This window comes from Hydrogenophaga sp. (genome assembly GCF_050182545.1).
In the GTDB taxonomy this organism is placed as follows: Bacteria; Pseudomonadota; Gammaproteobacteria; order Burkholderiales; family Burkholderiaceae_C; genus Hydrogenophaga.
Window position 1 is genome coordinate 157,569 of sequence record NZ_JBFXCD010000007.1, and the last position, 22,462, is coordinate 180,030.

Sequence of the window (22,462 nt, forward strand, 5' to 3'; positions counted from 1 at the left end):
AAAGTCACACCACTCGACATGCTGCGCATCACCCTGCAACCCCACTGGCGCATCGGCCAGGACGACCGCGATGGCGCGGCCGCGCTCGACGCCAGCACCCTGCTCGGCCTGCTGGCGGCGGTGCAGGGCTCGGGCAGCATCGCGCAGGCGGGGCGCGAGGTCGGCCTGTCGTACCGCCACGCCTGGGGATTGCTGCAGCAGGCCGAAACGCTGTTCGGGCAGGCCCTGCTGGTGCGCGGGCGCGGCCGGGGTTCGGCGCTGACCGAGCTTGGCGTGAAGCTCATCTGGGCCGACGCGCGCATCGGCGCGCGCCTGCAACCGCTGCTGGAGTCGCTGGCCTCGGAACTCGAAGGCGAGCTCGGGCGCGTGCAGCGCCGCCAGCGCGCGGTGCCGCGCCTGCATGCGAGCCATGGCTTTGCGGTGGCGGCGCTGCGCGAGCAGCTCGCGGCGCGCCAGGTGCCGGTGGAGCTGCGTTACCGCAGCAGCCTGGAGGCCGTGGCGGCGCTCGCGCAGGGCGACTGCGAGCTGGCGGGCTTCCATGTGCCGCTGGGCGAATTCGAGGCCGCCGCCGTACAGCGCTACCTGCCCTGGCTCAAGCACGAGCAGCACCTGCTGGTGCACCTGGCGGTGCGCAGCCAGGGTCTGTTCGTCGCGCCCGGCAACCCGCTCGGCCTGCATGGCCTGGGCGATCTCGCGCGGCCGGGGCTGCGCTTCGTCAACCGGCCGGAAGGCTCGGGCACGCGGGTGCTGACGGACCTGCTGCTGCAGCGCGAAGGCATCGCGCCACGCGCGGTCGCCGGCTACGACAACACCGAGCTGACCCACGCCGCCGTCGCCGCCTACGTGGCCAGTGGCATGGCCGACGTGGGCATCGGCGTGCAGACGGCGGCGCAACGCTTCGGGCTGCACTTCATTCCGCTGCTCAAGGAGCGCTATTTTTTCGCCATGCCGGCCGACGCGCTGGACCGCGCCGAGCTGCGCCCGGTGCTGGGCGTGCTGCGCTCGCCGGCGTTTCGCGCGCGCGTGGCCGCACTCAGGGGCTACGAGGCAGCGAACACGGGACAGGTGCTGGCCCTGGGCGAGGCCTTTCCCGACTGAGGCCCACGACTGCCACGGCCCGTCAGCGCCGCTTCACGCCCTCCGGCGTGCTGGCCGCGGCCTCCCAGGCGCCGCCCTGGAACCAGGCATCGCCGTCGAGGTAGGCGCGCAGCATGGGCAGCGCGTCGAAGCCCCAGAACACGCGCCCATCCACCACCATGGCCGGCACGCCGAACAGACCGAGCGCGAGCGCTTCGTCGGTGTTGGCGCGCAGGCGCTGCTTCACCACCTCGCTGTCGGGGGCATGCCAGGGCTTTTCGCGCTGCACCATGTGGTCCTGCATCCGCGCCTGCAGTGCCGCCAGCCGCGCGGGGTCGGTGGCATCGAGACCCCCGCGCCAGACATGGTGGAACAGCTGTTCGGTGACGTAGCGGTTGGTCTCGCCGGGGGCGTCCTCCAGGGCACAGGCCAGGCCCAGACGCAGCAGCGGCAAGGGGTTGAAGGGGTGGGCGGCGGGCAGGTCCAGCGCCACCCCGTGGTGGTGCGCCAGCCAGGCGACCTGGCGGTAGGTCCAGGCGCGCTTGGCGGGGATCTCGGCTGGACCGAGCTGGCCGTTCGCCTTGAGCAACGCGGCGAACAGCACCGGTTTGTAGCGCACCGCCACGCTGTGGCCCATGAGGGTCTCGGGCAGGCGCTCGAACGCGAGGTGCGCGTAGGGCGAGATCGGGTCGTAGAAGAAGGTGATATCTCTCATGATCCGTGCGCCTGACGCGCCTCGATCTGCTGCCAGACGAGCAGCTTGGCTGCATCGCCCGACTGGCTCCAGAGCCGGATTTCGTCCAGGGTGCGGTAGCAGCCCTTGCACAAGCCGCTGATGGCATCCATCTGGCACACCGAGATGCAGGGCGAAGGCACGCCGGGTGCAAGGCCGGCACGTCGGCGCGCAGCCTGCAAGGTGATGGGAGGCAATGGGTTCATCGTTCTGTCGATTCGGTGGTGACTGCATGCACCGGCGCGCCGGTGAGTTCCCGCAACTGCGCCGGGGTGAGGCGGAACACCGCGTGCGGATGCCCGGCCGCGGCCCAGATCTCGTCAAAGCGAAACAACTCGGCATCGATCAGCGTGACGACGGGCGTGGCGTGCGCCAGCGGCGACACCCCGCCGATGGAAAAGCCGGTGGCGCTTTTCACGAACTCGGCATCGGCACGACCGAGCTTGCCGCCATCGGTGCAGACGATGGCCTGCACCTTCTTCTCGTCCACGCGCAAATCCCCCGAGGTGACCACCAGCACCGCCACCCCATCGCTCTTGCGGCGGAACACGATGCTCTTGGCGATCTGGCCCAGCGCCACACCCAGCGCGTCCGCAGCCTGCTGCGCGGTGCGCGCGGCGTCTTCGAGCATGCGGGGCGCGTGTGGGTGGTTCAGGGCACGCAGGTGATCGGTCACGCGCTGTACGGCCGGGCTGGAGATGCTGGTGGTGTCACTCATGGCGTCGATGGTAGCGGCCCGAGGCGCCGCGTCAGAACTTCGTCATCACATCTTCAGCGATGGCTCATTCATCCAATGCGCCCGGAGCCAAGAATTCCAGACACGCCTTCCACAGCGTGCCTCGCCTCGTCGAAATCATCCACATCCCTTTCCTGGAGCGCGACATGTACGGTTATCTGGTCCTGAAAGACGACAAAAGCATCGACACGATCTTCACGAACTGGATGCAGCTTCTGAGGAATTCGCCCTCTTCCGCGCAAGAGAAGGAGGCGCTGAAAGTGCTCGATGTGCTTTGCTCACCCAAGGATCCATTTCGAAAGCAGGTCAACAACGACGAATTCACGCAATTGTTCTCGCGCATTCCGTCCAACGTGCTTTCGTTTGGAATCAGTCTTTGGCTGGCCCATCTGCGTCTGCCGGTTTTGACGCGCAAACTCCGGTTGGCGGCCATCGACGGCATCGTGTCGGCGCAATTCGATGGTCTTGAGCCGCTCAACAACCTGGAGTTGGTGCGCCAGAACTTCGGGCGCATGGCGCTTCTTCTCCCGGACCCCCTGCAGGACTGCGACATCCGGGACGAATGTGCGAATTTCCTGAACTCAGAGCTTCCCAATACCAACTTCTTCAAGCTCAAGCTGCAACCGCTCTTGAACAGTGCCCTGTCCCTGGTCCAAAAAATGCCGGCCGCCAGATTCGACCTCCTCAAGAATCACGTCTGGATGACCATCTGCACAAGGCGTCATGAGGAACGTGAAGCGACTGCGAAGTCGATGCTGCAACTGTTCCAGGCGCAGAAGTTCCAGTTGCTTGAGGAAGCCGACCAAAGTGCGAAGGCATTGAGCCCCCCACTGCCGCAACCCCTGTTCTACGACGCGGTCTGCCAGATGGTGGTCATCGCCCTCACCTCGAACGATCTCTCAAATGCGGAGATCATCAACGGCTGCCTGAACCAGGCCAGTGATCTGTATGCCTCGCTGATCAACCGCGCCACGCGCGACACCATGGAGGCTGTGGCGGCAGGCACCTCGCTGGGCGACAAGACGGTTGGCAGCCAGCAGGCATTGAGGGAGTTCAACGGTTTGATTGACTTGCAATCCCGCAAGCAAACCCGCGATTGCGCACAGCTGGCGCGCCAACGCCGCAAGGGAACATCCACGCCCTTGCCCGAAGCACAGCAGGTCGAAGCCGCCGCACTGCAGGCATGGTCGATGGAGCAACTCGCCCGATGGATAGAAGGTCCCCTTCCCGAGAAGCGACCGGGCGGCCGGATCGACCGCAAGGCGATCCTGGAGAGGCAGCAGAGGCCGTCGCAGTCCGCCAAATCCAAGCAACCCGCGCCCAAGTCGAGCGCCCAGGACACCGATTCGCTGACAGCAGACGATCTGGACGAAACCATCCAGCAAGCGTTTGCGGCCACGGCCAGCTTCTTTCTTTCGGAAATCAACAGCCTGATGATTCCCGCCAAGACACTCAACGCGCCGCATGACTTGATGGCCCCCTGCCTCGGCATGGTGGACACCTTGCAACAGTTGGCAAGCTCGCAGGAGCCTCTGCAAGAAGAGAACGCGGCCGAGTTGCTGACACGCGCGGAGCACTCGATCCGCGAACTCCGTCAAGGGTTGAAGTCAGCCGAGTCGGCCGCGAAACTGCAGGCTCGGTTCCCGAACGCATTGATTGCCGCATTGCGTTTGGAACCCCTGGAACTGGGCAAACGCCAGGGCGGCCAGATTGGGTACACGGCGGGCGTCGAGGACTGGGCGTACGTATCCGGCAACTTTCACAACCGGTGGCTGCCTCAAGTCAAGGGCATTCTGGTGAACGGCAAACGCACACAGCTGAGAGCCGACCAGGCCGTTGCCCTCTACGTCACTGGCAGCAGCCAGAGCGGCTACGCCTTCGACGTGTCCGTGCACCTGTGGCAGCGACGCCAAGCCCGGCAAAGCCAACCCGGTGTCAAAGGCGGCCTGTTCCCGCCCATGAACCAGGAAGACTGGTTTGACACCTATGTGACGTGCTGCGTGCTGCACGTGCCCGCAGCGGGTTGATCCGGCTTCACGCCGCGCGCTTGACCAGCAGCAGGCTCGCGCCCATGGCCATGAGCACGCCGCCGAACACACGGTTCTGCGCGCGGCGCGCACGCGCCGTGGCCAGCCAGCGCTGGGCGCGCGAAGCCAGGAAGGCGTAGCCGTGCATCACGATCAGGTCGACCACGATCGTGGTCAGCAGCAGGATCAGCAACTGCAGCCACAGCACGCGCTGCGGGTCGATGAACTGGGGCAGCACTGCCACCATAAACACGATGCCCTTGGGGTTGGTCACGTTGGTGAAGAAGCCGGTGACAAAGCGCTCGCGCGCGGAAGGTTCGCCGCCTGGCGACGGCGCGGCCTCGCCCGATTCCGGCATCACGCCGTCGCGCGCACGCCATTGCCGCAGGCCGAGCCAGATCAGATAGCCCGCGCCCGCGAACTTGACGACCGTGAACGCGGTGGCCGATGCCAGCAACAAGGCGCCCACCCCCACGCCGGCCACCAGCAGGATCACCGACAGTCCCAGCTGCAGGCCGGCAATGGTGGCGCTGGTCTTCTTCACGCCGTGCGCCAGGCCGTGGGTCATCGACAGCACGGCGCCCGATCCCGGCGAAAGCGCAATGGCCCAGGAGGCGGCGAAATAGGCAAACCAGACGTGGAGATCCATGGAACAGGGAGGGGTCAGCAAGACAGCCCGACATGATGCCATCGCGCCCGGGTGCGCGCCGGCCGCCCCTGCGATGCCCCTGCGGCCGCGCACTTGCGCACACGCGAACCGGCGCTCAGGCCGCGGGCGCCTGGTCCGCGAGCGGCCGCAGCCGCTGCCAGAGGCCGTCGGGAATGTCCAGCCCCTCGCGTTGCGCCGCCTGCTGGCGGGTGGGGCGCTGTGCGCCCGGCAGGCGCACGTTGTCGTCCTGCAGCATGACCTCGACCAGGCTCTCGATGCGCGCGAAATACGTCTCGCGCCCGGCCAGCGCATCCGGGTCGATGAGCAGGAAGACCTGGCCCACGCGCGGCGGACGGCCATCGTCGTCGAGCAGGGAATCGGCCTCGAAGCCGAAGTGCGAACCGGTCAGGGTGGCGACCAGCAGATCGATCACCATGGACAGCAGGGTCCCTTTCACGCCACCTGCCGGCACCATGGAACCGGCGAGGCCGGCCTTGGGATCGGTGGTGGACTGGCCGTCGGCGTCCAGCGCCCAGCCCAGCGGGATGGCGCGCCCCTGCCGCGGGAAGGCGGCCGCGATCAGGTTGGTGCCGAACAGCGGGCGCATGCCACCCCAGGCGGGCATGGAGGCCGGTGCATTGCCCAGCGCCAGTCCGACCAGCCCCGCCTCGGCCACCGGCAGCAGGTGCTGGGCCGCAGCACCGTCGGCGCGGCATCAGGGCCAGTGAGTGGCTCAGCCGGCGCGTTTGGCCAGCAGCGCGCGCGCCACGCGCGAGCCGGTGGGCCGGCCGAGCTGCTCGCTGATCCAGGCGCCCGTGTCCACCAGCGCGTCCAGATCGATGCCGGTGTCGATGCCCATGCCGTGCAGCAGGTAGACCACGTCCTCGGTGGCCACGTTGCCGGTCGCGCCCTTGGCGTAGGGGCAGCCACCCAGGCCCGCCACCGACGACTGGAAATTCCAGACGCCCATCTCGAGCGCGGCCAGGGTGTTGGACAAGGCCTGGCCGTAGGTGTCGTGGAAGTGGCCCGAGACATGGTCGATGTCGAAGTGCTTCAGCGTGGCCTCCATCGCCGCCTGCACCTTGCGCGGCGTGCCCACGCCGATGGTGTCGGCCACGTCCACGCGCTGCACGCCGATACCCTTCATGAGGCCCGCCAGGTAGCCCACCCGCTCGGGCGAGATGTCGCCTTCATACGGACAGCCCACGGTGCAGCTCATGGCGCCGCGCACCGCGATGCCCGCCGCGAGTGCCGCCTGCACCACCGGCGCGAAGCGCTCGATGCTCTCGGCGATCGAGCAATTGATGTTCTTCTGGCTGAAAGCCTCGCTGGCGGCGCCGAACACCACGATCTCGTCGGGCTTGTCGGCCACGGCGGCCTCGTAGCCCTTGAGGTTGGGCGTGAGCACCGAGTAGCGCACCCCGTCCGCGCGCGCGAGACCGCTCATGACGTCGTGGTTGTCGGCCATCTGCGGCACCCACTTCGGGCTGACGTAGCTGGTGACCTCGATCTCTTTCAGGCCGGCCGCCTGCAGGCGGTGCACCAGTTCGATCTTGGTGGCCGCGGGCACCGGCTGCTTCTCGTTCTGCAGTCCGTCGCGCGGACCAACGTCGACCAGTTGGACAAGGTAGGGCAGTTTCATGGCGTGTCTCTGGTGTCGGGGTCGGTGGTGTCGGGGTCAGTACCCACGGGCCGGATCGACCAGCCCGGCAATCGGTTCGCCGCGTTCCAGCGCGAGGATCTTGCCGGCAATCTGGGCGATGCTCTCGTCGCGCAGCGTGCGCGCCGAGGTGTGGGGCGTGACGGTGATTTTCGGGTGTTTCCAGAACGCGTGCCCGGCGGGCAGCGGTTCGGTGCGGAACACGTCGAGCGTGGCACCGGCCAGGTGGCCGCCATCGAGCAGGGCGAGCAGGTCGTCGTCCACCAGGTGCGCGCCGCGCGCGACATTGATCAGGTAGGCGCCGGGGCGCAGGCGCGAGAGCGTGTCGCGGTTCAGGATGTCCTGCGTCTCGGGCGTGAGCGGCAGCAGGTTGACCAGCACCCGGCACGACGAGAGGAAATCGTGAAAGGTCGCCGGACCGGCATAGCAGGCCACGCCGTCGACGGCCTTGGCCGAGCGGCTCCAGCCGCGCACGGGAAAGTCGAACTGGCGCAGCGCGCCGGCCACACGCTGGCCGAGCACGCCCAGGCCCATGACACCGACCGGAAAGTCGGTGCGCGCGCGCGGCTTGCGGTACGACCAGCGGCCTTGCGCCACATCGGCCTCGTAGCCACCGAACTCGCGGAAGTGGCGGATCGCCGCATGACACACGTACTCGGCCATCTGCACCGACATGCCGGCGTCGTCGAGCCGCACCACCTTGAGCGATGGCGGCAACCTGAGCTTGAGCAGGGCATCGACGCCGGCGCCGATGTTGAACATTGCCTTGAGGCCTTGCTGTTCGTCCAGAAACCGTTGCGGTGGCGCCCAGACCACGGCGTGGTCGGCCGGTGGCGCGCCGGGTTGCCATTCGGTCACGGTGGCCTGCGGCAGCGCCGCGCGCAGGCCCGCGAGCCAGGGTTCGGCCTTGGTGTCGGTGCAGCAGAAGGTGATGTTCATGCGCTGAGCTTATCCGGTGGCCGTCTCAGCCCGCCGAGAGCTTGAGCAGTTCCGCGCCTTCATTGACCTGGTCACCCGGCGCGTACAGCAGCTCGGCCACGGTGCCGTCGACGGGCGCGGCGATGGTGTGTTCCATCTTCATGGCTTCCATCACGGCGAGTGCCTGGCCCTTCTTCACCGCGTCGCCCGCCTTGACGGCGAAGGACACCACCTTGCCCGGCATGGGCGCGGTCAGGCGCCCGCCTTCGGCCGCGGCCTCTCCCGCGTGCGCCAGCGCATCGATCTCGACGATCTGCGTCGCGCCCAGGGGGCAGAACACGTGCACGTTCTCGTCCACCTGCCAGGTCTGCACGGTCTGGCGCTGGCCGTTGAAGCGCAGGTCCATGCGGTTGCCCGTTTCGGCGGGCAAGGCGTCAAAGTCCAGCAGGGCGTTCACATCCCCGAAGGCCAGCTGCAACGCACCATCGTGGAGGTAGCTCAGGTGCGCCAGCAGGGACTCGCCCTGGTACTCGAAATCAAAGCGGCGCACGGTGATGCCGTGCGGGCGCCAGCCGTCGCGGCGCGAAAACGGGTCGGCCCTTTCGCTGGCGCGCTCGGTCAGCAGGGTCTGCGCCACGGCGGCGGCCACGGCCAGCGGTTGGCCGACCTTGTCCTGGTGGAACAGCGCCGCCGCCTCGCGCGGGATCAGCGCCGTGTCCAGATCGGCCTGCGCAAACGAGCGGCTGCCCACCACATGGCGCAGAAACTGCACGTTGGTGGACAGGCCGACGATGCGCGTCTCGGCCAGCGCCGCGTCCAGGCGCGCCAGGGCTTCCTCGCGCGTGGCGCCGTGCACGATGAGCTTGGCCACCATGGAGTCGTAGAAGGGGCTGATGGTGTCGCCCTCGCGCACACCGTCGTCCACCCGCACCGTGCCACGTTCGAAGGCCGTGCACGCCGGCTTGCGGTACACCGTGAGCGTACCGGTGGCGGGCAGGAAGTTGTTGTCGGGCGTCTCGGCGCAGATGCGCGCCTCGATCGCGTGGCCGTGGATGCGCAGGTCCTCCTGTTTCAGGGGCAGCGGCTCGCCACTGGCCACGCGCAGTTGCCACTCCACGAGGTCCAGGCCCGTGATGGCTTCGGTGACGGGGTGCTCCACCTGCAGGCGCGTGTTCATCTCCATGAAGTAGAAGCGCATGCCGCCTTCGGGCGGCTGTTCGACGATGAATTCCACCGTGCCCGCGCCGACGTAGTTCACCGCCCTGGCGGCCGCCACCGCCGCCGCGCCCATCTGCGCGCGCAGCTCGGGCGTCATGCCCGGCGCCGGGGCTTCCTCCAGCACCTTCTGGTGACGGCGCTGCACCGAGCAGTCGCGTTCGAACAGGTAGACGCAGTTGCCTTGCGTGTCACCAAAAACCTGGATCTCGATGTGGCGCGGGCGCTGCACGTACTTCTCGATCAGCACCGCATCGCTGCCGAAGCTGTTGCGTGCCTCGCGCTGGCAGCTCGCGAGCGCGGCGGCGAAGTCCTCACTCTTCTCGACCACGCGCATGCCCTTGCCGCCCCCGCCTGCGCTGGCCTTGATGAGCGCCGGGTAACCGATGCGGTCGGCCTCGCGCTGCAGCAGCGCCGGGTCCTGGTCGCTGCCGTGGTAGCCGGGCACCAGCGGCACGCCGGCCTTTTCCATGAGCTGCTTGGACTCGGCTTTCAGGCCCATGGCCAGGATGGCGGAAGCCGGTGGGCCGATGAAGGCGATGCCCGCTTCGGCGCAGGCGTTGGCGAAGGCGTCGTTTTCGCTCAGGAAGCCGTAGCCGGGGTGGATGGCCTGCGCCCCCGTGGCCCTGGCGGCTTCGATGATGCGCTCCCAGCGCAGGTAACTGTCCTTGGGCGCGCTGCCGCCGATGTGCACCGACTCGTCGCAGGCCGCCACGTGCTTGGCGCTGGCGTCGGCGTCGGAGTACACGGCCACGGAGCGCACGCCCAGGCGGCGCGCGGTGGCGGCGACGCGGCAGGCGATTTCACCTCGGTTGGCAATGAGGATCTTGTTGAACATGGCACTTCCTAGGCGGTGACGGTGAAGAAGGAGCGCGCGCGGCGGAACACCGCGCGCAGGAACTTGAAGAGCATCCAGGTGGCGATCCACATCAGGACCACGACGATTGCCATCAGCACGACGAACGCCACCGGGTGGTTCGTGGCGAGCCAGACCGCCCCGACCACCAGGCCGTCCTCGATCAGGCTCATCGCGACATTGGAGAACGGCTCGGGCGAACTGTTGATGGCCGCGCGCGTGGTGGTCTTGGCGGCCTGGCTGGTGGCGGCGAGCGAGCCGCCCAGCAGCGCGGCGGCCAGCGCCAGCGTGCCGCTGTCGGCACCGAACACGCCCGCGGCCAAGGCCGCGCCGGCCGGGATGCGGATCACGCTGTTGACCATGTCCCAGAGCGAATCGACCACCGGGATCTTGTCGGCGAAGAACTCCACGAACAGCATGAAGCCGGAGGTGCCGAGCAGCACCGGGTGTTGCAGCACCCGCAGGCCGGCGGGCAGGTCCATCCAGCCCGCGGCGCCGGCCATGCCGACCAGAAACACGACCGCGTAGAGGCGAAAGCCACTGGCCCAGCCGAGCGCGCCCGCGAGTGCGAGCAGCTCGGGTGTGCCCAGGGTGGTGAACCAGTCGGCCATGGCCTCGTGCCGCCTTCAGGCCACCGGCAGCCAGCCGGGCGCGCGCTTCTGCAGGAAGGACTGCAGGCCTTCCCGACCTTCGTCGCTGGCGCGCACGTCGGCGATGCGGCGCGCGGTCTCGGCGCGCAGGTCGGCGGTGATCGGCACGCCGCTCACATCGCGCACCAGCCGCTTGCATTCGCGCGCGGCCTTCGGACCGTTGGCCACCAGCGTGGCGACGAGCTCGTCCACCTTCGCGTCCAGCGTCTCGGGCGTGGCCAGTTCGTGCACCATGCCCAGCGCGTGCGCGCGCGCCGCGCTGAAGCGCTCGGCCGTGACCATGAACCGGCGCGAGGCCTGCACGCCCAGGGCGCGCGCCACGTAAGGGCTGATGGTGGCGGGCAGCAGGCCCAGGCGCGCTTCGGACAGGCAGAAGGTCGCGCCCTCGACCGCCACCAGCACGTCGCAAATCGCCGCCAGGCCCATGCCGCCGGCATAGCAGTCGCCCTGTATGCGCCCCACCACCGGCACCGGGCACTGGTCCAGCGTCCACAGCATGTCGGCCAGCTTCTGGGCGTCGGCGCGGTTCTGCTCCCAGTCGTAGCCGGCCATGGCTTTCATCCAGTTCAGGTCGGCGCCGGCGCAAAAGGCCTTGCCGTGCGCGCCCAGCACCACCACGCGCAGGTCTTCGTCTTGAGACAAGGTCGCGAAGGTTTCGGTCAGCGCGGCGATCACATCGTCGTTGAAGGCGTTGCGCACATCGGGGCGGTTGAGCCACACGCGCGCCACGTGGGGCGTGGGGCGGGAGACATCGATCACGTTGCTCATGGGGTTCCTCAGTATCGTTTTGCGACTTCTTCCAGCATCACCTCGGTCGCGCCACCGCCGATGGCCAGCACGCGCGCATCGCGCCACAGGCGCTCGATCGCCGTCTCGCGAATGAAGCCCATGCCGCCGTGGAACTGCTGGCAGGTCTGCACGACCTCGTTGACCAGCTCGCCGGTCAGCGCCTTGAGCATGGAGACCTCCTGCACGATGTCGTGACCCTGGGTAACGCTCCAGGCGCAGTGGTACATGAACTGGCGCGCCGCGCGCACCTTGGCGTCCAGCATGGAGATACGCTGGCGAATGGTCTGCTTGTCCCACAGGGTGGCGCCAAAGGCCTGGCGCTGGCGCACGTGATCCAGCGTGAGCTTGAGCGCCTGGGTGCAGTGGCCCACGGCCATGGCGCCCAGCGCGATGCGCTCGGTCTGGAAGTTCTTCATCACCGAATAGAAGCCCTTGCCCTGCTCGCCCAGCAGGTTCTCTTCAGGGATGCGCACGTTGTCCAGGACCAGCTCCGCGGTGTCGCTGGAGAGCCAGCCGGTCTTGTGCAGCGCGCGCCCCACGCTGAAGCCCGGCGTGCCCTTCTCGACGATGAACATGCTCATGTCGTGGCGCGCGCTGCCGGTCTTGGCGGCGATGAAGTACAGGTCGGCGTGCACACCGTTGGTGATAAACATCTTGGTGCCGTTGAGCACCCATTCGCCGCCGTCCTTGCGCGCCGTGGTGCGAATGCCCGCCACGTCGGAGCCGGCACCCGGCTCGGTGATGCCGACGGCGGTGATCATCTCGCCCGCCGTCACCTTGCCCATGTACTTCGCCTTCTGGGCCGCATTGCCCGCGTGGTGCAGGTGCGGGCCGGCCATGTCGGTGTGCACCAGCACCGTGATGATGAAGCCGGCAAAGGTGGACTGCGACAGCGCTTCGGCGAACACCAGGTTGGTCATGGCGTCGGCGTCGCCACCGCCGTAGGCGCCCTCGAACGCAATGCCCAGCAGTCCGGCCTGGCCCATGCGGCGCAACACGTCGCGCGGCACCATGCCGGATTCTTCCCAAGCCGCCGCGTGCGGCTCCACCTCGCGCGCCAGAAAGCGCGCGACCTGGTCGCGCAGCAATTCGTGGTCCGGGTTGTCGTAGATGGTGGCGCTCATGGGCTTGTCTCGTGTTGTGTCGTTGTGGTTGCCGGGGTCAGGTCGTCTGCTGCAGGAAATACACCAGGTCCAGCTCAGGCGCGGGCTGGCCCAGCAGGGTGAGCACGGCGCTGATCTGCCCGCGGTGATGGGTACCGTGGTTGAACACGTGGGCCAGCGTGCTGGCAAAGGGCAGGCTCATGGCCTGGCCGCGCATGTTGGTGTAAGCGAGCCGGCCCTCGAAACGCTCGGCCGGCCAATTGGCGATCAACGGCTCCCAGGTGGCTGCGCCGTTTTTCAGGGCCTGCGCCAGACGCCCGCGTTCGGGCTCCACCTCGCTGTCGAGCGCGACCGATGGCGACTCGCCATGCGCAAAGCGCCGCTGCCACAGCAGATGCTCGCCCACCAGGAGATGGTTGAGCGTGCCGTGGATGCTTTTGAAGAACAGCTTCACGTCGCGCCGGTAGTCCAACTCGCTCACCGGCGCGACGGCGTCGAGCAGGCGCTGCGTGGCCCACACGTTGTAGCGGGCGAGCAGGACGAAGTGGGCGTGGGCGTCCATGGCGGCGCCATCACATGCGGAAGATGCCGAACTTCGGTTCGCCGATCGGCGTGTTGAGCGCGGCCGACAGGGCCAGGCCGAGCACACGGCGCGTGTCGGCGGGGTCGATCACGCCGTCGTCCCAGAGGCGGGCGCTGGCGTAGTAGGGGTGCGACTGGTGGGCAAACTGGTCGAGCAGCGGCTGTTTGAACTTGGCCTCTTCCTCGGCGCTCCAGCTCCCGCCCTTGGCCTCGATGCCGTCGCGCCGCACGGTGGCCAGCACGCTCGCGGCCTGCTCGCCGCCCATGACGCTGATGCGCGCGTTGGGCCACATCCAGAGGAAACGTGGGCTGTAGGCGCGGCCGCACATGCCGTAGTTGCCGGCGCCATAGCTGCCGCCGATGATGACGGTGTACTTGGGCACCTGCGCGGTGGCCACGGCCGTGACCATCTTGGCGCCATGGCGGGCGATGCCTTCGCTCTCATACTTCTTGCCGACCATGAAGCCGGTGATGTTCTGCAGGAACAGCAGCGGCACCTTGCGCTGGCAGCACAGCTCGATGAAATGTGCGCCCTTCTGTGCGCTTTCCGAGAACAGCACGCCGTTGTTGGCGACGATGCCGATGGGCATGCCCTCGATGTGCGCGAAACCGCAAACCAGGGTGGCGCCATAGCGCGCCTTGAATTCGTGGAACTCGCTGCCGTCGACGATGCGGGCGATGATTTCGCGCACGTCGTAGGGCTTGCGCGTGTCGACCGGGATCACGCCGTAGATCTCGCTCGGGTCGTACAGCGGCGCGCGCGGCTCGCGCAGCGCCTGCGTGGCGATCTTGCGGCGGTTGAGTGTGGCCACGGCCTGGCGCGCCAGGGCCAGCGCGTGTGCGTCGTTCTGCGCCAGGTGGTCGGCGACACCCGAGAGGCGGGTGTGCACGTCACCGCCGCCCAGGTCCTCGGCGCTGACGATCTCGCCGATCGCGGCCTTCACCAGCGGCGGGCCGCCCAGGAAGATGGTGCCCTGGTTCTTGACGATGATGGTCTCGTCGCTCATGGCCGGCACGTAGGCGCCGCCCGCGGTGCACGAGCCCATGACCACGGCGATCTGCGCGATGCCGTTGGCGCTCATGTTGGCCTGGTTGTAGAAGATGCGCCCGAAGTGATCCCGGTCGGGAAACACATCGTCCTGGTTCGGCAGGTTGGCGCCGCCCGAGTCCACCAGGTAGATGCACATCAGGTTGTTCTGCATCGCCACTTCCTGCGCCCGCAAGTGCTTCTTCACCGTCATCGGGTAGTAGGTGCCGCCCTTCACCGTGGCGTCGTTGCAGACGATCATGCAATCGACCCCGCTGACGCGGCCGATGCCGGTGACCACGCCCGCGCAGGGCGCGCTGTCGGTGCCGTCGCGGTCGGGGTACATGTTGAGCGCGGCCAGCGGGCTGAGTTCCAGAAACGGCGTGCCCGGGTCCAGCAGCATCTGCACGCGGTCGCGCGGCAGCAATTTGCCGCGTGCCGTGTGCTTGGCGCGGGCCGCCTCACCGCCACCGAGCGCGGCCTTGGCCACCTGGGCCTTGAGGTCGTCGACCACCGCGCGCATGGCCTGGGCGTTGGCCTGAAAGTCGGCGGAACGGGCGTTGAGTTGTGTCTCCAGGATCGGCATGGCGGCATCCGTTGTGGTGTTTCGGGTCATTGTGGAGGATAGACACTGTGACCGGGGTCCATCGGTCATGCAGGTTGCAAATCACGCCAGATCGGCCGAAACTCCGGATATGCCTGCAAGCACCCACCGCGCCACTCTGGACCCCGCCCGCCTTCTGGTCGGCCCCGCGCTCACCCCCATGGCGTTCGTGCGTGCCATGGTCGATGCCTACGAGGCCCGGGGCCTGCGCCCGGACGGGGCATTGAAGGCGGCACACATTGCGCCAGCCGATGTGCGAAAAACCGGCGCGCGCATCACCGCCGCCCAGATGGAAGCCGTGTCCGACGCGGCGATGCGCGAGCTGGACGACGAGGGCCTGGGCTGCTTCAGCCGCGCCCTGCCCTGGGGCAGCTACGGCATGCTGGCGCGCGCCTCGCTCTCGGCCCCCACCCTGGGTCTGGCGCTGCGGCGCTGGTGCCGCCACCACAGCCTGCTCACCGACGACCTGCAGCTGTCGCTGGAGACCACGGGAGATCGCGCGTGCATTGCCCTGCGCCCGCACCGCCGGCCGACGCCGCCGACCGAGTTCTGCGTGGTCTCGGTGCTGCGCAACATCCACGGCCTGGCCAGCTGGTACGTCGATTCGCGCATTCCGCTGCGGGGCGCGCGGTTTCCCTATGCGCCACCGCCGCACGTGGACGCCTACCGCGTGCTGTTCGACGGACCCTGCTCCTTCGGCGCTGAACACGCGGCCATCGAATTCGACGCCAGTTACCTGGCCCTGCCGATGCGGCGCGACGAGGTTTCCATGAACCTGCTGCTGCAACGCGCCCTGCCACTCACCGTGCGTTCCTACCGGCGCGACCGCCTGCTGGTGCGGCGCGTGCGCCAGGTGCTCGCCGCGCAGCCGCTGGACGCGCACAATGCCGACGATCTGGCCGCGCTGCTCAATGTTTCGGCGCGCACGCTGCACCGCCAGTTGAAAGAGGAAGGCGCTTCGCTGCAGACCCTGAAAGACGAGGTGCGGCGCCAGCGCGCCACCGAGCTGCTGCTGCGCACGCGCCGCCCGATCAAGCAGGTGGCACAGGACAGCGGGTTTCGCAACGAGAAGAGCTTCATCCGCGCATTTCGCGGCTGGACCGGCCGCTCACCCGGCGAGTGGCGCAGCGAACACGCGCCGTAGTTCGTCCATGTGGTGGAACACGCGCGCCACGCCCAGCCCCTCGAACGCGCGGCCGTGTCCTTCGGGGCAGTAGCCCCACACCGTCGCGCCCGCGGCCAGACCGGCCTGCGCACCGGTACCCGTGTCCTCGATCACCAGACAGCGCGCCGGGTCGGCGCCCAGGTGCGCGGCGGCGGCCAGGTAGACATCCGGCGCGGGCTTGGAGCGGGGCTGGTCATGGCCGCTGAAGACGCTGTCTCCGAACAGGGGCAGCATGCCGACCAGATCCAGTTGCATCACCACCTTGGGCCGATCAGCGCCGGAGGCGCACGCAATGCGGCCCTGCACCTGCTGGTGAATCGCTGTGACCGCCTCCACCGCGCCTGGCACCGCCTTGAGTTCCGCCAGCAGGCGCTGGTTGCGGCGTTCGTAGAAGCCTTGCAGCCATGCCTCGCTGAAGGGTTTTCCGGTCTCGGCCTCAATGCGCGCGCGTTCGTCGCGCACGGCCTTGCCGATGAAGATCCGCATGCACTCGGCCTGGGTGATGGCCCAGCCGCTCTCGTTGAGCACCTCGCGCAGGACGCCGTTGGTGATGGGCTCGCTGTCCACGAGCACGCCGTCGCAATCAAAAAGCACCGCCTCAAACATGGGACACCTCCTGCGCCGCCTGCGGCGTCACCCCCTTGAGGAGGGCAACACCTGCGGCCCGGCAGAGCCGGTTCCGCTGTGTTTCTGGACTGGGCCACTTCACTCGAATCACGTTTGCAAATCTCCATCGACGTAAAACCATTGCCCATCTTCACGCACGAAGCGGCTGCGTTCGTGCAGGCGGTGCCCGCGGCCCCGTACCCGCGAGCGGGCAACGAACTCGACCTCGGCGCGGGTCTCGTCGAGCACTCGGTGGCGCTTCACATCAAGGCCCAGCCACTTCACGCCCGCGTCCAGTTCCAGTGCGACCGGTCGGTGGCTCGGGTGCCAGGTGGCCAGCAGGTGCGCGACGTCGCCGCGCACGAAGGCGCTGTAGCGCGATCGCATCAGCGCCTCGGCATCGGGCGCTGGCACGCCAGTGCCGAGATAGCGCCCGCAACAGACGCCAAAAGCCTGCTGCCGTCCGCAGGGACAGGCCTCCTTCATCCGGCCTTCTTCGCCCTGCGCTGTTCCAGTGTCTCCACCGGAGCGCCGGCCTTTGTCCAGTCGGCAAAGCCGCCTTCGATGTGCGCCACGTTGCGCATGCCCATGTCCTGCAAGGCCTTGGTGGCCAGCGCACTGCGCCAGCCCGCACCGCAGAACAGCACGAACTCCCGGCTCTCGTCGCCGAACGCGGGCTTGAAATAGGGCGAGTCGGGGTCGACCCAGAATTCCAGCATGCCGCGCGGCGCGTGCAGGGCGCCGGGCACCGAGCCCTCGCGCTCGAGTTCGCGCAGGTCGCGAATGTCCACCAGTTGCAGCCGCGGGTCGCCGGCCTGCAGGCGTTCCTGTACCTGGGTCACGCTGTAGGTGGTGATCTGCGCGCTGGCCTCGTCCACGAGTGCGCGGAATCCTTTGGTGATGGGCATGGCTGACTCCTGAGATGTCGATTATCGGCGTGCGGTGCCCCGGCCACGGGCGCACGCCCGATGATGGGTACATTGGAGCCATGTCGTTGACCCCCTTCCCCACACCGCGCCAGAGGGCTGCCGCATGACGCCCGACCAGATCACCGTGCTGCTCATCCTCGGCCTGGTCGTCGGCCTCTTCCTCTGGGGCCGCTGGCGGCACGACCTGGTGGCCGTGAGTGCGCTGGTCGCCTGCGTGTGGTCGGGACTGGTCCGGCCCGAGGACGCATTCAGCGGTTTCGGCCACCCGGCCGTGGTGACCGTGGCCTGCATGCTCATCATGAGCAAGGCGCTGCAGGTCTCGGGCGCGGTCGAGGTGCTGGCGCGCCACGCCATTCCCGCCAGGGCGGGGCAGGTGCTCAGCCTGGCCGCGCTGATGGGCGTGGGCGCACTGCTCTCGGGTTTCATGAACAACGTGGGTGCCATGGCGCTGCTGATGCCGGTGGCCATCAAGGTCGCCACGCGCCTGTCCATCCCGCCGGGGCGCATGCTCATGCCGCTGGCCTTCGGCACCATCCTGGGCGGCATGACGACCCTGATCGGCACGCCGCCGAACCTGATCGTCGCGGGGTTCCGCGCCGGCGTGGCCGATGGCAGCGGGCCGTTCGCGATGTTCGACTTCGCCGCCATTGGCGTGCCGGTCGCGGTGCTGGGCGTGCTGTTCGTGGCCCTGGTGGGCTGGCGTCTGGTGCCGCAACGGAAGTCGGAGGGCCTGGAGGGCTTCGACACTGGCGCCTACCTGACCGAGGCGCGGATTCTCGAAGACGGCGCTTCGGTAGGCAAGACGCTGGCCGAGGTGGAACAGGTGCTCGAGGAAGCCGGCGCGCAGGTGGTGGGCCTGGTGCGCCAGGAGATGCGGATCAGCGCGCCCAGCCCGATGCGCGTGCTGCGCGCGCAGGACATCCTGGTCATCGAAGCCGGCGCCGACACCTTGTCCACGGTGCTGTCTTCCCTGGGGCTGCGGCTGGAAGAATCCGGACGCCCGTCCGACCGGCAGGATGCAGAGAACGCACAGGATGCCGCCACCGAAGCGAACGCAGCCGCGGGGCCGGTGGCCAGCCAGGACGCCCCCGCGAAGGACAGCGAGAAGGAGAAGGAAGACGAGAAGCCGCGCGGCGAAGCCGCGGACATCGTGCTGGTTGAACTGGTTGCGCTGCCGGGGCCCATGCTGGCGGGGCGCTCGGCCAGCGACATCGCGCTGCGCACCCGCTACGGCCTGAACCTGCTGGCCGTCTCGCGCCAGGGCAACCGGTCCATCGAACGCTTGCGCTCGATGGCGCTGCGTCCGGGCGACATCCTGCTGCTGCAGGGCCCACCCGGCGCGATTGCCGAGTTCGCCAGCGACACGGGTTGCGTGCCCCTGGCCGGACGCGACCTGCAGATTCCGAACAAGCGCAAGGCGATCCAGGCCTCGCTGATCATGCTGCTGGCGGTCGCCGCTGCCGCGCTGGGCCTGATGCCGGCGTCCATCGCCTTCCTGGCCGGCGCCCTGTTCACGCTGTTGCTGCGCGCCCTGCCCTTGCGCCAGCTGTACGACGCGATCGACTGGCCCGTGATCATCCTGCTGGGCGCCCTCTTTCCGCTCGCCGATGCCATGCAGTCCACGGGCGCGGCCGACCTGATCGCGCGCGGCCTGATGGGCTCGGTCGCGCAAGGCAATGCGGTGGTGGCGCTGGCGCTGGTGCTGATCGTGACGATGTTCCTGTCGGACCTGATGAACAACGCAGCCACCGCGGCGGTGATGTGCCCGGTGGCCATTGGCAGCGCCGCGGCGCTCGGTGTCAACGCCGACCCGTTCCTGATGGCCGTGGCCATTGGCGCGTCCTGCGCCTTCCTTACGCCGATCGGCCACCAGAACAACACCATGATCCTGGGTCCGGGTGGCTTCCGCTTCGGCGACTACTGGAAGCTGGGCCTGCCGCTGGAGGTGCTGGTGGTCGCCGTCAGCATGCCGCTGCTGCTGATCGTCTGGCCGCTGTAACCGGACAACGCCGCCCGAACGGTTCAGGCCTGCGCTTCGGGCGCTTCGGCCGCAACGCCCGCTTCCTGCGCGTCGCGCACGATGAGCACGGGAACGCGCGAGACACGCGCCAGCGACTCGGCCACGCTGCCCGCGAGCCAGCGCACGATGCCCTTGCGACCGTGGCTGCCCGTGATCACGAGGTCCGCACCCCAGGCCTCGGCATCGCGCGCCAGGGCCTCGGCGATGCTGTCCTTGACGGTGCCGATGGACAGCCGCACGGTCTCGGCCTCCACGCCCTGCGCCTGGGCCTGCTCGCTCACCTGGTGCAGGATGGCATTGGCCTCCTCGCGCAAGGCCGACTCCATGTCGGCAAGGTCCTGCGCCGACGAGGCCTTGGGGGGCACCAGCTCGCTCACGTAGGCCAGGCGCAGCGTCGCGCCCTGGTCACGGGCCAGACGGATGGCCATCTGGATGGCCGGCTTGGACAGATCGTCGTCGCCGACGGCGACCAGGATGCGGGGAAAGACGCTCATGGGGTGTGGGGATTCAAGCGGGACGGTCGGCGCCGGTCGCGGGCGGCGCAGGGGGGCGATCTTCGGCGGCGGGTTCGCCGGTGGCGTCCGTGCACGCATGTCCGGTCTCGGTCCACTCGCCTGCCACGCACAGCAACTCGCGGCCGTTGACGCAGACGGTCGCGCCTTCAGGGTACGTCCGGTCTCCGTAAATGCAGGGCTTCATGGTCGCGCTCCTTCCATGCGATCCCGTCGCTTATACACGCGAAACAAATCCCTGCCCAGATCGCAGAAAAGGCCTGGCTCGGTACACTGCGCGACCATTCAAGAGGCCCACCATGACCGCACTGACCGCCTTCCCCATCACGCAGAAATGGCCCGCGATCCATCCCGATCGGCTGCAGCTGTACTCGCTGCCCACGCCCAACGGCGTGAAGGCCTCCATCATGCTGGAGGAAACCGGCCTGCCCTACGAGCCGCATCTGGTGCGCTTCGACACCAACGACCAGATGTCGCCGGCCTTCCTCTCGCTCAACCCGAACAACAAGATTCCGGCCATCCTCGATCCGAACGGGCCCGGTGGCCAGCCGCTGGCGCTGTGGGAGTCGGGTGCGATCCTGATCTACCTGGCCGAGAAGACCGGGCAGCTGCTGCCGTCGGACCCGGCGGCACGCTACGAAACCCTGCAGTGGCTGATGTTCCAGATGGGCGGCGTGGGCCCGATGTTCGGCCAGCTCGGCTTCTTCCACAAATTCGCCGGCAAGGACTATGAAGACAAGCGCCCGCGCGACCGCTATGTGGGCGAGACGAAACGACTGCTCGGCGTGCTGAACCAGCGCATGGAGGGCCGCGACTGGATCATGGGCGCGGACTACACCATCGCCGACATCGCCACCTGGCCCTGGGTGCGCAACCTCGTGGGCTTCTACGGCGCGGGCGAGCTGGTGGGCTTTGCCGACTTCCCGCACCTCGCTCGCGTGCTCGATGCCTTCGAAAAACGCCCGGCCGTGCAACGCGGCCTGAACATTCCGCCCCGAAACTAAGAGCACCAGGGCACTTGCGTCCAGAGGCATCAAGGGTCCGGCTACGCCGGCCCAAGATGCCGTCCCCCCTCCCAGCGCCAAAGGCGCGCCAGAGAGGGGGGAAGCCGCGCAGCGGCGCAGGGGGGAGCCCCCTCTCTACTTCCTCCAGAACTGCCCGGTGAACAGCACCAGCACGGTCAGCAGTTCGAGCCGTCCGAGCAGCATGGCAAAGCTCAGCACCCAGATCTGGAAGCTGTTCAGCACGCCGAAGTTGCTGGCCGGGCCCACGTCGCCCAGCCCCGGGCCGATGTTGTTGACCGTGGCCACCACGGCGGAGAACGCCGTGACGATGTCCATGTCGGTGAACAGCAGCAGCATGGTCAGGCCCATGGTCGCCGCGCCATAGATCAGCATGTAGCCCAGCACCGCCGTCATGACCGTGGGCGGCATGATGGCGCCGCCCAGCGTGACCGGGTTGACCACCCGCGGATGCACGATGCGCACCAGCTCACGCCGGGCCTGCTTGATCAGCAGCACCATGCGCACGAGCTTGATGCCGCCACCGGTCGAGCCCGCGCAGGACACGAAACAACCCAGGAACATGAGCAGCACTGGCGCGAACACCGGCCATTGTGCGTAGTCCACCGAGGCATACCCGGTGGTGGTGGCCAGCGAAACCACGTGGAATGCACTGATGCGCAGCGCCTCCGGGAAATGGTCGTAGTCGCCATGCGCGACCAGCAGCACCGCCACCGCCATGATGGCCACCACCAGCACCGCCACATAGGTGCGGATTTCACGGTCGCGCGTGATGGGGCGCAGCGAGCGCTGGCGCAGGACGATGAAATAGCGCATGAAGCTCACACCTGCCAGCGCCATGAACACGGTGGCCACGGCTTCGATCCGCGCCGAGTCCCAGTACCCGAAACTGGCGTCGTGCGACGAGAAGCCCCCCAGTCCCATGGTGGTGCACATGTGCATGAAGGCATCGGCCCAACTCATGCCGGCCCAGCGGTAGGCCAGCATGCAGGCTACCGAGAACAGCACGTACACGCCCCACAACCCGCGCGCCGTCTCGGCGATGCGCGGGGTGAACTTGGTGTCCTTCATGGGTCCCGGTGTTTCTGCGCGATAGAGCTGCACACCCCCCAACCCGAGCAGCGGCAGCACCGCCACCACCAGCAGCATGATGCCCAGCCCGCCCAGCAGCTGCAGGAAACAGCGCCAGACGTTCACCGACACCGGCAAGGCGTCCAGCCCCGACAGCGCGGTGGAGCCGGTGGCGGTGAGCGCGCTCATGGCCTCGAAATACGCCTTGGTCCAGGTGATGTCGGGCACCGTGAACATGAGCGGCGCCGCGGCAAACCCCGGCAGCAGCACCCACACGAGGTTGACCAGCAGGAAACCATCCTTGGCCTGCAGCTCACGGCGGTGCGCGCGCGTGAGGCGCCACAGGACGGCTCCGCTCACCACCGTAAGGGCAAAGCCGTAAGCCCACACCAGCGCGTGGCCTTGCGCGTCCAGGAACCAGGCCCAGGCCAGTGGCACGAGGAAGGCCGGGGCAAACGCAAGCAGGATGCGCGAGAAGACCAGCAGGACGGGCAACAGGCTGTACACGAAG

General features: G+C 68.2%; 23 protein-coding genes and 1 pseudogene. 5 read left to right on the forward strand and 19 right to left on the reverse strand.

Translation table 11 applies throughout. The features are described from left to right. Positions 1-18: 18 nt before the first annotated feature. Positions 19-1,098 carry a substrate-binding domain-containing protein gene (locus AB7P10_RS10060; RefSeq protein ID WP_428293706.1) on the forward strand — a complete coding sequence of 360 codons (1,080 nt, stop codon included), beginning with the start codon at positions 19-21 and terminating at the stop codon, positions 1,096-1,098. A gap of 22 nt (positions 1,099-1,120) precedes the next feature. On the opposite strand, the gene AB7P10_RS10065 is transcribed toward AB7P10_RS10060, so the two are convergent. From AB7P10_RS10065 to AB7P10_RS10075, 3 genes are read right to left on the reverse strand one after another with little or no spacing between them, the layout of a single operon-like run. Next, the gene (locus AB7P10_RS10065; protein WP_428293707.1) at positions 1,121-1,792 is read right to left on the reverse strand and encodes a 2-hydroxychromene-2-carboxylate isomerase; all 672 of its coding nucleotides are present in this window, start codon (positions 1,790-1,792) and stop codon (positions 1,121-1,123) included. Next, a complete protein-coding gene (locus AB7P10_RS10070) occupies positions 1,789-2,016 on the reverse strand; it encodes a DUF1289 domain-containing protein (RefSeq protein ID WP_428293708.1) in 228 nt (75 codons plus the stop codon). The genes AB7P10_RS10065 and AB7P10_RS10070 overlap by 4 nt, the downstream gene beginning before the upstream one ends. Continuing rightward, on the reverse strand, positions 2,013-2,528 hold the full coding sequence (locus AB7P10_RS10075) for a YbaK/EbsC family protein (protein WP_428293709.1): 516 nt from the start codon (positions 2,526-2,528) through the stop codon (positions 2,013-2,015). Before AB7P10_RS10075 ends, AB7P10_RS10070 begins: the two co-directional genes overlap by 4 nt. Positions 2,529-2,692: 164 nt before the next feature. Here AB7P10_RS10075 and AB7P10_RS10080 point away from each other — a divergent pair, with 164 nt between their 5' ends. After that, the gene (locus tag AB7P10_RS10080; RefSeq protein WP_428293710.1) at positions 2,693-4,573 is read left to right on the forward strand and encodes a hypothetical protein; all 1,881 of its coding nucleotides are present in this window, start codon (positions 2,693-2,695) and stop codon (positions 4,571-4,573) included. Positions 4,574-4,580: 7 nt separating this feature from the next. Here AB7P10_RS10080 and rhtB read toward each other — a convergent pair whose 3' ends face one another. The 10 genes and pseudogenes from rhtB to AB7P10_RS10130 all read right to left on the reverse strand — a co-directional run bounded on the left by rhtB (position 4,581) and on the right by AB7P10_RS10130 (position 14,608). Then, positions 4,581-5,222 (reverse strand): homoserine/homoserine lactone efflux protein, encoded by a 642-nt coding sequence (rhtB, locus tag AB7P10_RS10085; RefSeq protein ID WP_428293711.1) that lies wholly within the window; start codon positions 5,220-5,222, stop codon positions 4,581-4,583. 115 nt (positions 5,223-5,337) lie between these two features. Beyond that, positions 5,338-5,925, reverse strand: a pseudogene (locus tag AB7P10_RS10090) (Ldh family oxidoreductase); the annotation flags it as partial. Between the two features lie 30 nt (positions 5,926-5,955). Beyond that, entirely contained in the window at positions 5,956-6,864 is a 909-nt protein-coding gene (locus AB7P10_RS10095; RefSeq protein ID WP_428293712.1) for a hydroxymethylglutaryl-CoA lyase, read from the reverse strand. Positions 6,865-6,900: 36 nt separating this feature from the next. Further along, entirely contained in the window at positions 6,901-7,821 is a 921-nt protein-coding gene (locus tag AB7P10_RS10100) for a 2-hydroxyacid dehydrogenase (RefSeq protein WP_428293713.1), read from the reverse strand. A 25-nt stretch (positions 7,822-7,846) separates the two neighbouring features. Next, entirely contained in the window at positions 7,847-9,853 is a 2,007-nt protein-coding gene (locus AB7P10_RS10105; RefSeq protein WP_428293714.1) for an acetyl/propionyl/methylcrotonyl-CoA carboxylase subunit alpha, read from the reverse strand. 8 nt (positions 9,854-9,861) lie between these two features. Next, positions 9,862-10,482, reverse strand: a complete 621-nt coding sequence (locus tag AB7P10_RS10110) for a DUF4126 domain-containing protein (RefSeq protein ID WP_428293715.1) — start codon at positions 10,480-10,482, stop codon at positions 9,862-9,864. Between the two features lie 15 nt (positions 10,483-10,497). Then, the gene (locus tag AB7P10_RS10115) at positions 10,498-11,289 is read right to left on the reverse strand and encodes an enoyl-CoA hydratase/isomerase family protein (RefSeq protein WP_428293716.1); all 792 of its coding nucleotides are present in this window, start codon (positions 11,287-11,289) and stop codon (positions 10,498-10,500) included. Positions 11,290-11,297: 8 nt separating this feature from the next. Further along, entirely contained in the window at positions 11,298-12,434 is a 1,137-nt protein-coding gene (locus AB7P10_RS10120; protein WP_428293717.1) for an acyl-CoA dehydrogenase family protein, read from the reverse strand. A gap of 37 nt (positions 12,435-12,471) precedes the next feature. Then, complete coding sequence (locus AB7P10_RS10125; RefSeq protein WP_428293718.1) at positions 12,472-12,975, reverse strand: DinB family protein; 504 nt, start codon at positions 12,973-12,975, stop codon at positions 12,472-12,474. A 10-nt stretch (positions 12,976-12,985) separates the two neighbouring features. Further along, positions 12,986-14,608: a carboxyl transferase domain-containing protein gene (locus AB7P10_RS10130; RefSeq protein ID WP_428293747.1), complete on the reverse strand. Its 1,623-nt coding sequence runs from the start codon at positions 14,606-14,608 to the stop codon at positions 12,986-12,988. Positions 14,609-14,717: 109 nt separating this feature from the next. Between AB7P10_RS10130 and AB7P10_RS10135 the strand changes: the two genes are divergently transcribed. Then, on the forward strand, positions 14,718-15,770 hold the full coding sequence (locus tag AB7P10_RS10135; RefSeq protein ID WP_428293719.1) for an AraC family transcriptional regulator: 1,053 nt from the start codon (positions 14,718-14,720) through the stop codon (positions 15,768-15,770). On the opposite strand, the gene AB7P10_RS10140 is transcribed toward AB7P10_RS10135, so the two are convergent. The 3 genes from AB7P10_RS10140 to AB7P10_RS10150 all read right to left on the reverse strand — a co-directional run bounded on the left by AB7P10_RS10140 (position 15,735) and on the right by AB7P10_RS10150 (position 17,305). Continuing rightward, entirely contained in the window at positions 15,735-16,397 is a 663-nt protein-coding gene (locus AB7P10_RS10140; RefSeq protein ID WP_428293720.1) for an HAD family hydrolase, read from the reverse strand. The two genes, AB7P10_RS10135 and AB7P10_RS10140, sit on opposite strands and share 36 nt — an antisense overlap. Before the next feature lie 108 nt (positions 16,398-16,505). Next, a complete protein-coding gene (locus tag AB7P10_RS10145) occupies positions 16,506-16,883 on the reverse strand; it encodes a YchJ family protein (protein ID WP_428293721.1) in 378 nt (125 codons plus the stop codon). Further along, on the reverse strand, positions 16,880-17,305 hold the full coding sequence (locus AB7P10_RS10150) for a rhodanese-like domain-containing protein (RefSeq protein ID WP_428293722.1): 426 nt from the start codon (positions 17,303-17,305) through the stop codon (positions 16,880-16,882). Before AB7P10_RS10150 ends, AB7P10_RS10145 begins: the two co-directional genes overlap by 4 nt. 124 nt (positions 17,306-17,429) lie before the next feature. Between AB7P10_RS10150 and AB7P10_RS10155 the strand changes: the two genes are divergently transcribed. Further along, positions 17,430-19,325, forward strand: coding sequence for an SLC13 family permease (locus AB7P10_RS10155; protein WP_428293723.1), 1,896 nt, complete (start codon positions 17,430-17,432; stop codon positions 19,323-19,325). Positions 19,326-19,348: 23 nt separating this feature from the next. Here AB7P10_RS10155 and AB7P10_RS10160 read toward each other — a convergent pair whose 3' ends face one another. Then, entirely contained in the window at positions 19,349-19,840 is a 492-nt protein-coding gene (locus AB7P10_RS10160) for a universal stress protein (RefSeq protein ID WP_428293724.1), read from the reverse strand. Positions 19,841-19,853: 13 nt separating this feature from the next. Beyond that, positions 19,854-20,045 carry a DUF1496 domain-containing protein gene (locus AB7P10_RS10165; RefSeq protein ID WP_428293725.1) on the reverse strand — a complete coding sequence of 64 codons (192 nt, stop codon included), beginning with the start codon at positions 20,043-20,045 and terminating at the stop codon, positions 19,854-19,856. Between the two features lie 112 nt (positions 20,046-20,157). Here AB7P10_RS10165 and AB7P10_RS10170 point away from each other — a divergent pair, with 112 nt between their 5' ends. Beyond that, a complete protein-coding gene (locus AB7P10_RS10170) occupies positions 20,158-20,862 on the forward strand; it encodes a glutathione S-transferase N-terminal domain-containing protein (RefSeq protein WP_428293726.1) in 705 nt (234 codons plus the stop codon). A 135-nt stretch (positions 20,863-20,997) separates the two neighbouring features. Here the strand turns inward: AB7P10_RS10170 and AB7P10_RS10175 are convergent, their stop codons facing one another. Then, positions 20,998-22,458, reverse strand: a complete 1,461-nt coding sequence (locus AB7P10_RS10175; protein ID WP_428293727.1) for a TrkH family potassium uptake protein — start codon at positions 22,456-22,458, stop codon at positions 20,998-21,000. Positions 22,459-22,462: the final 4 nt, after the last annotated feature.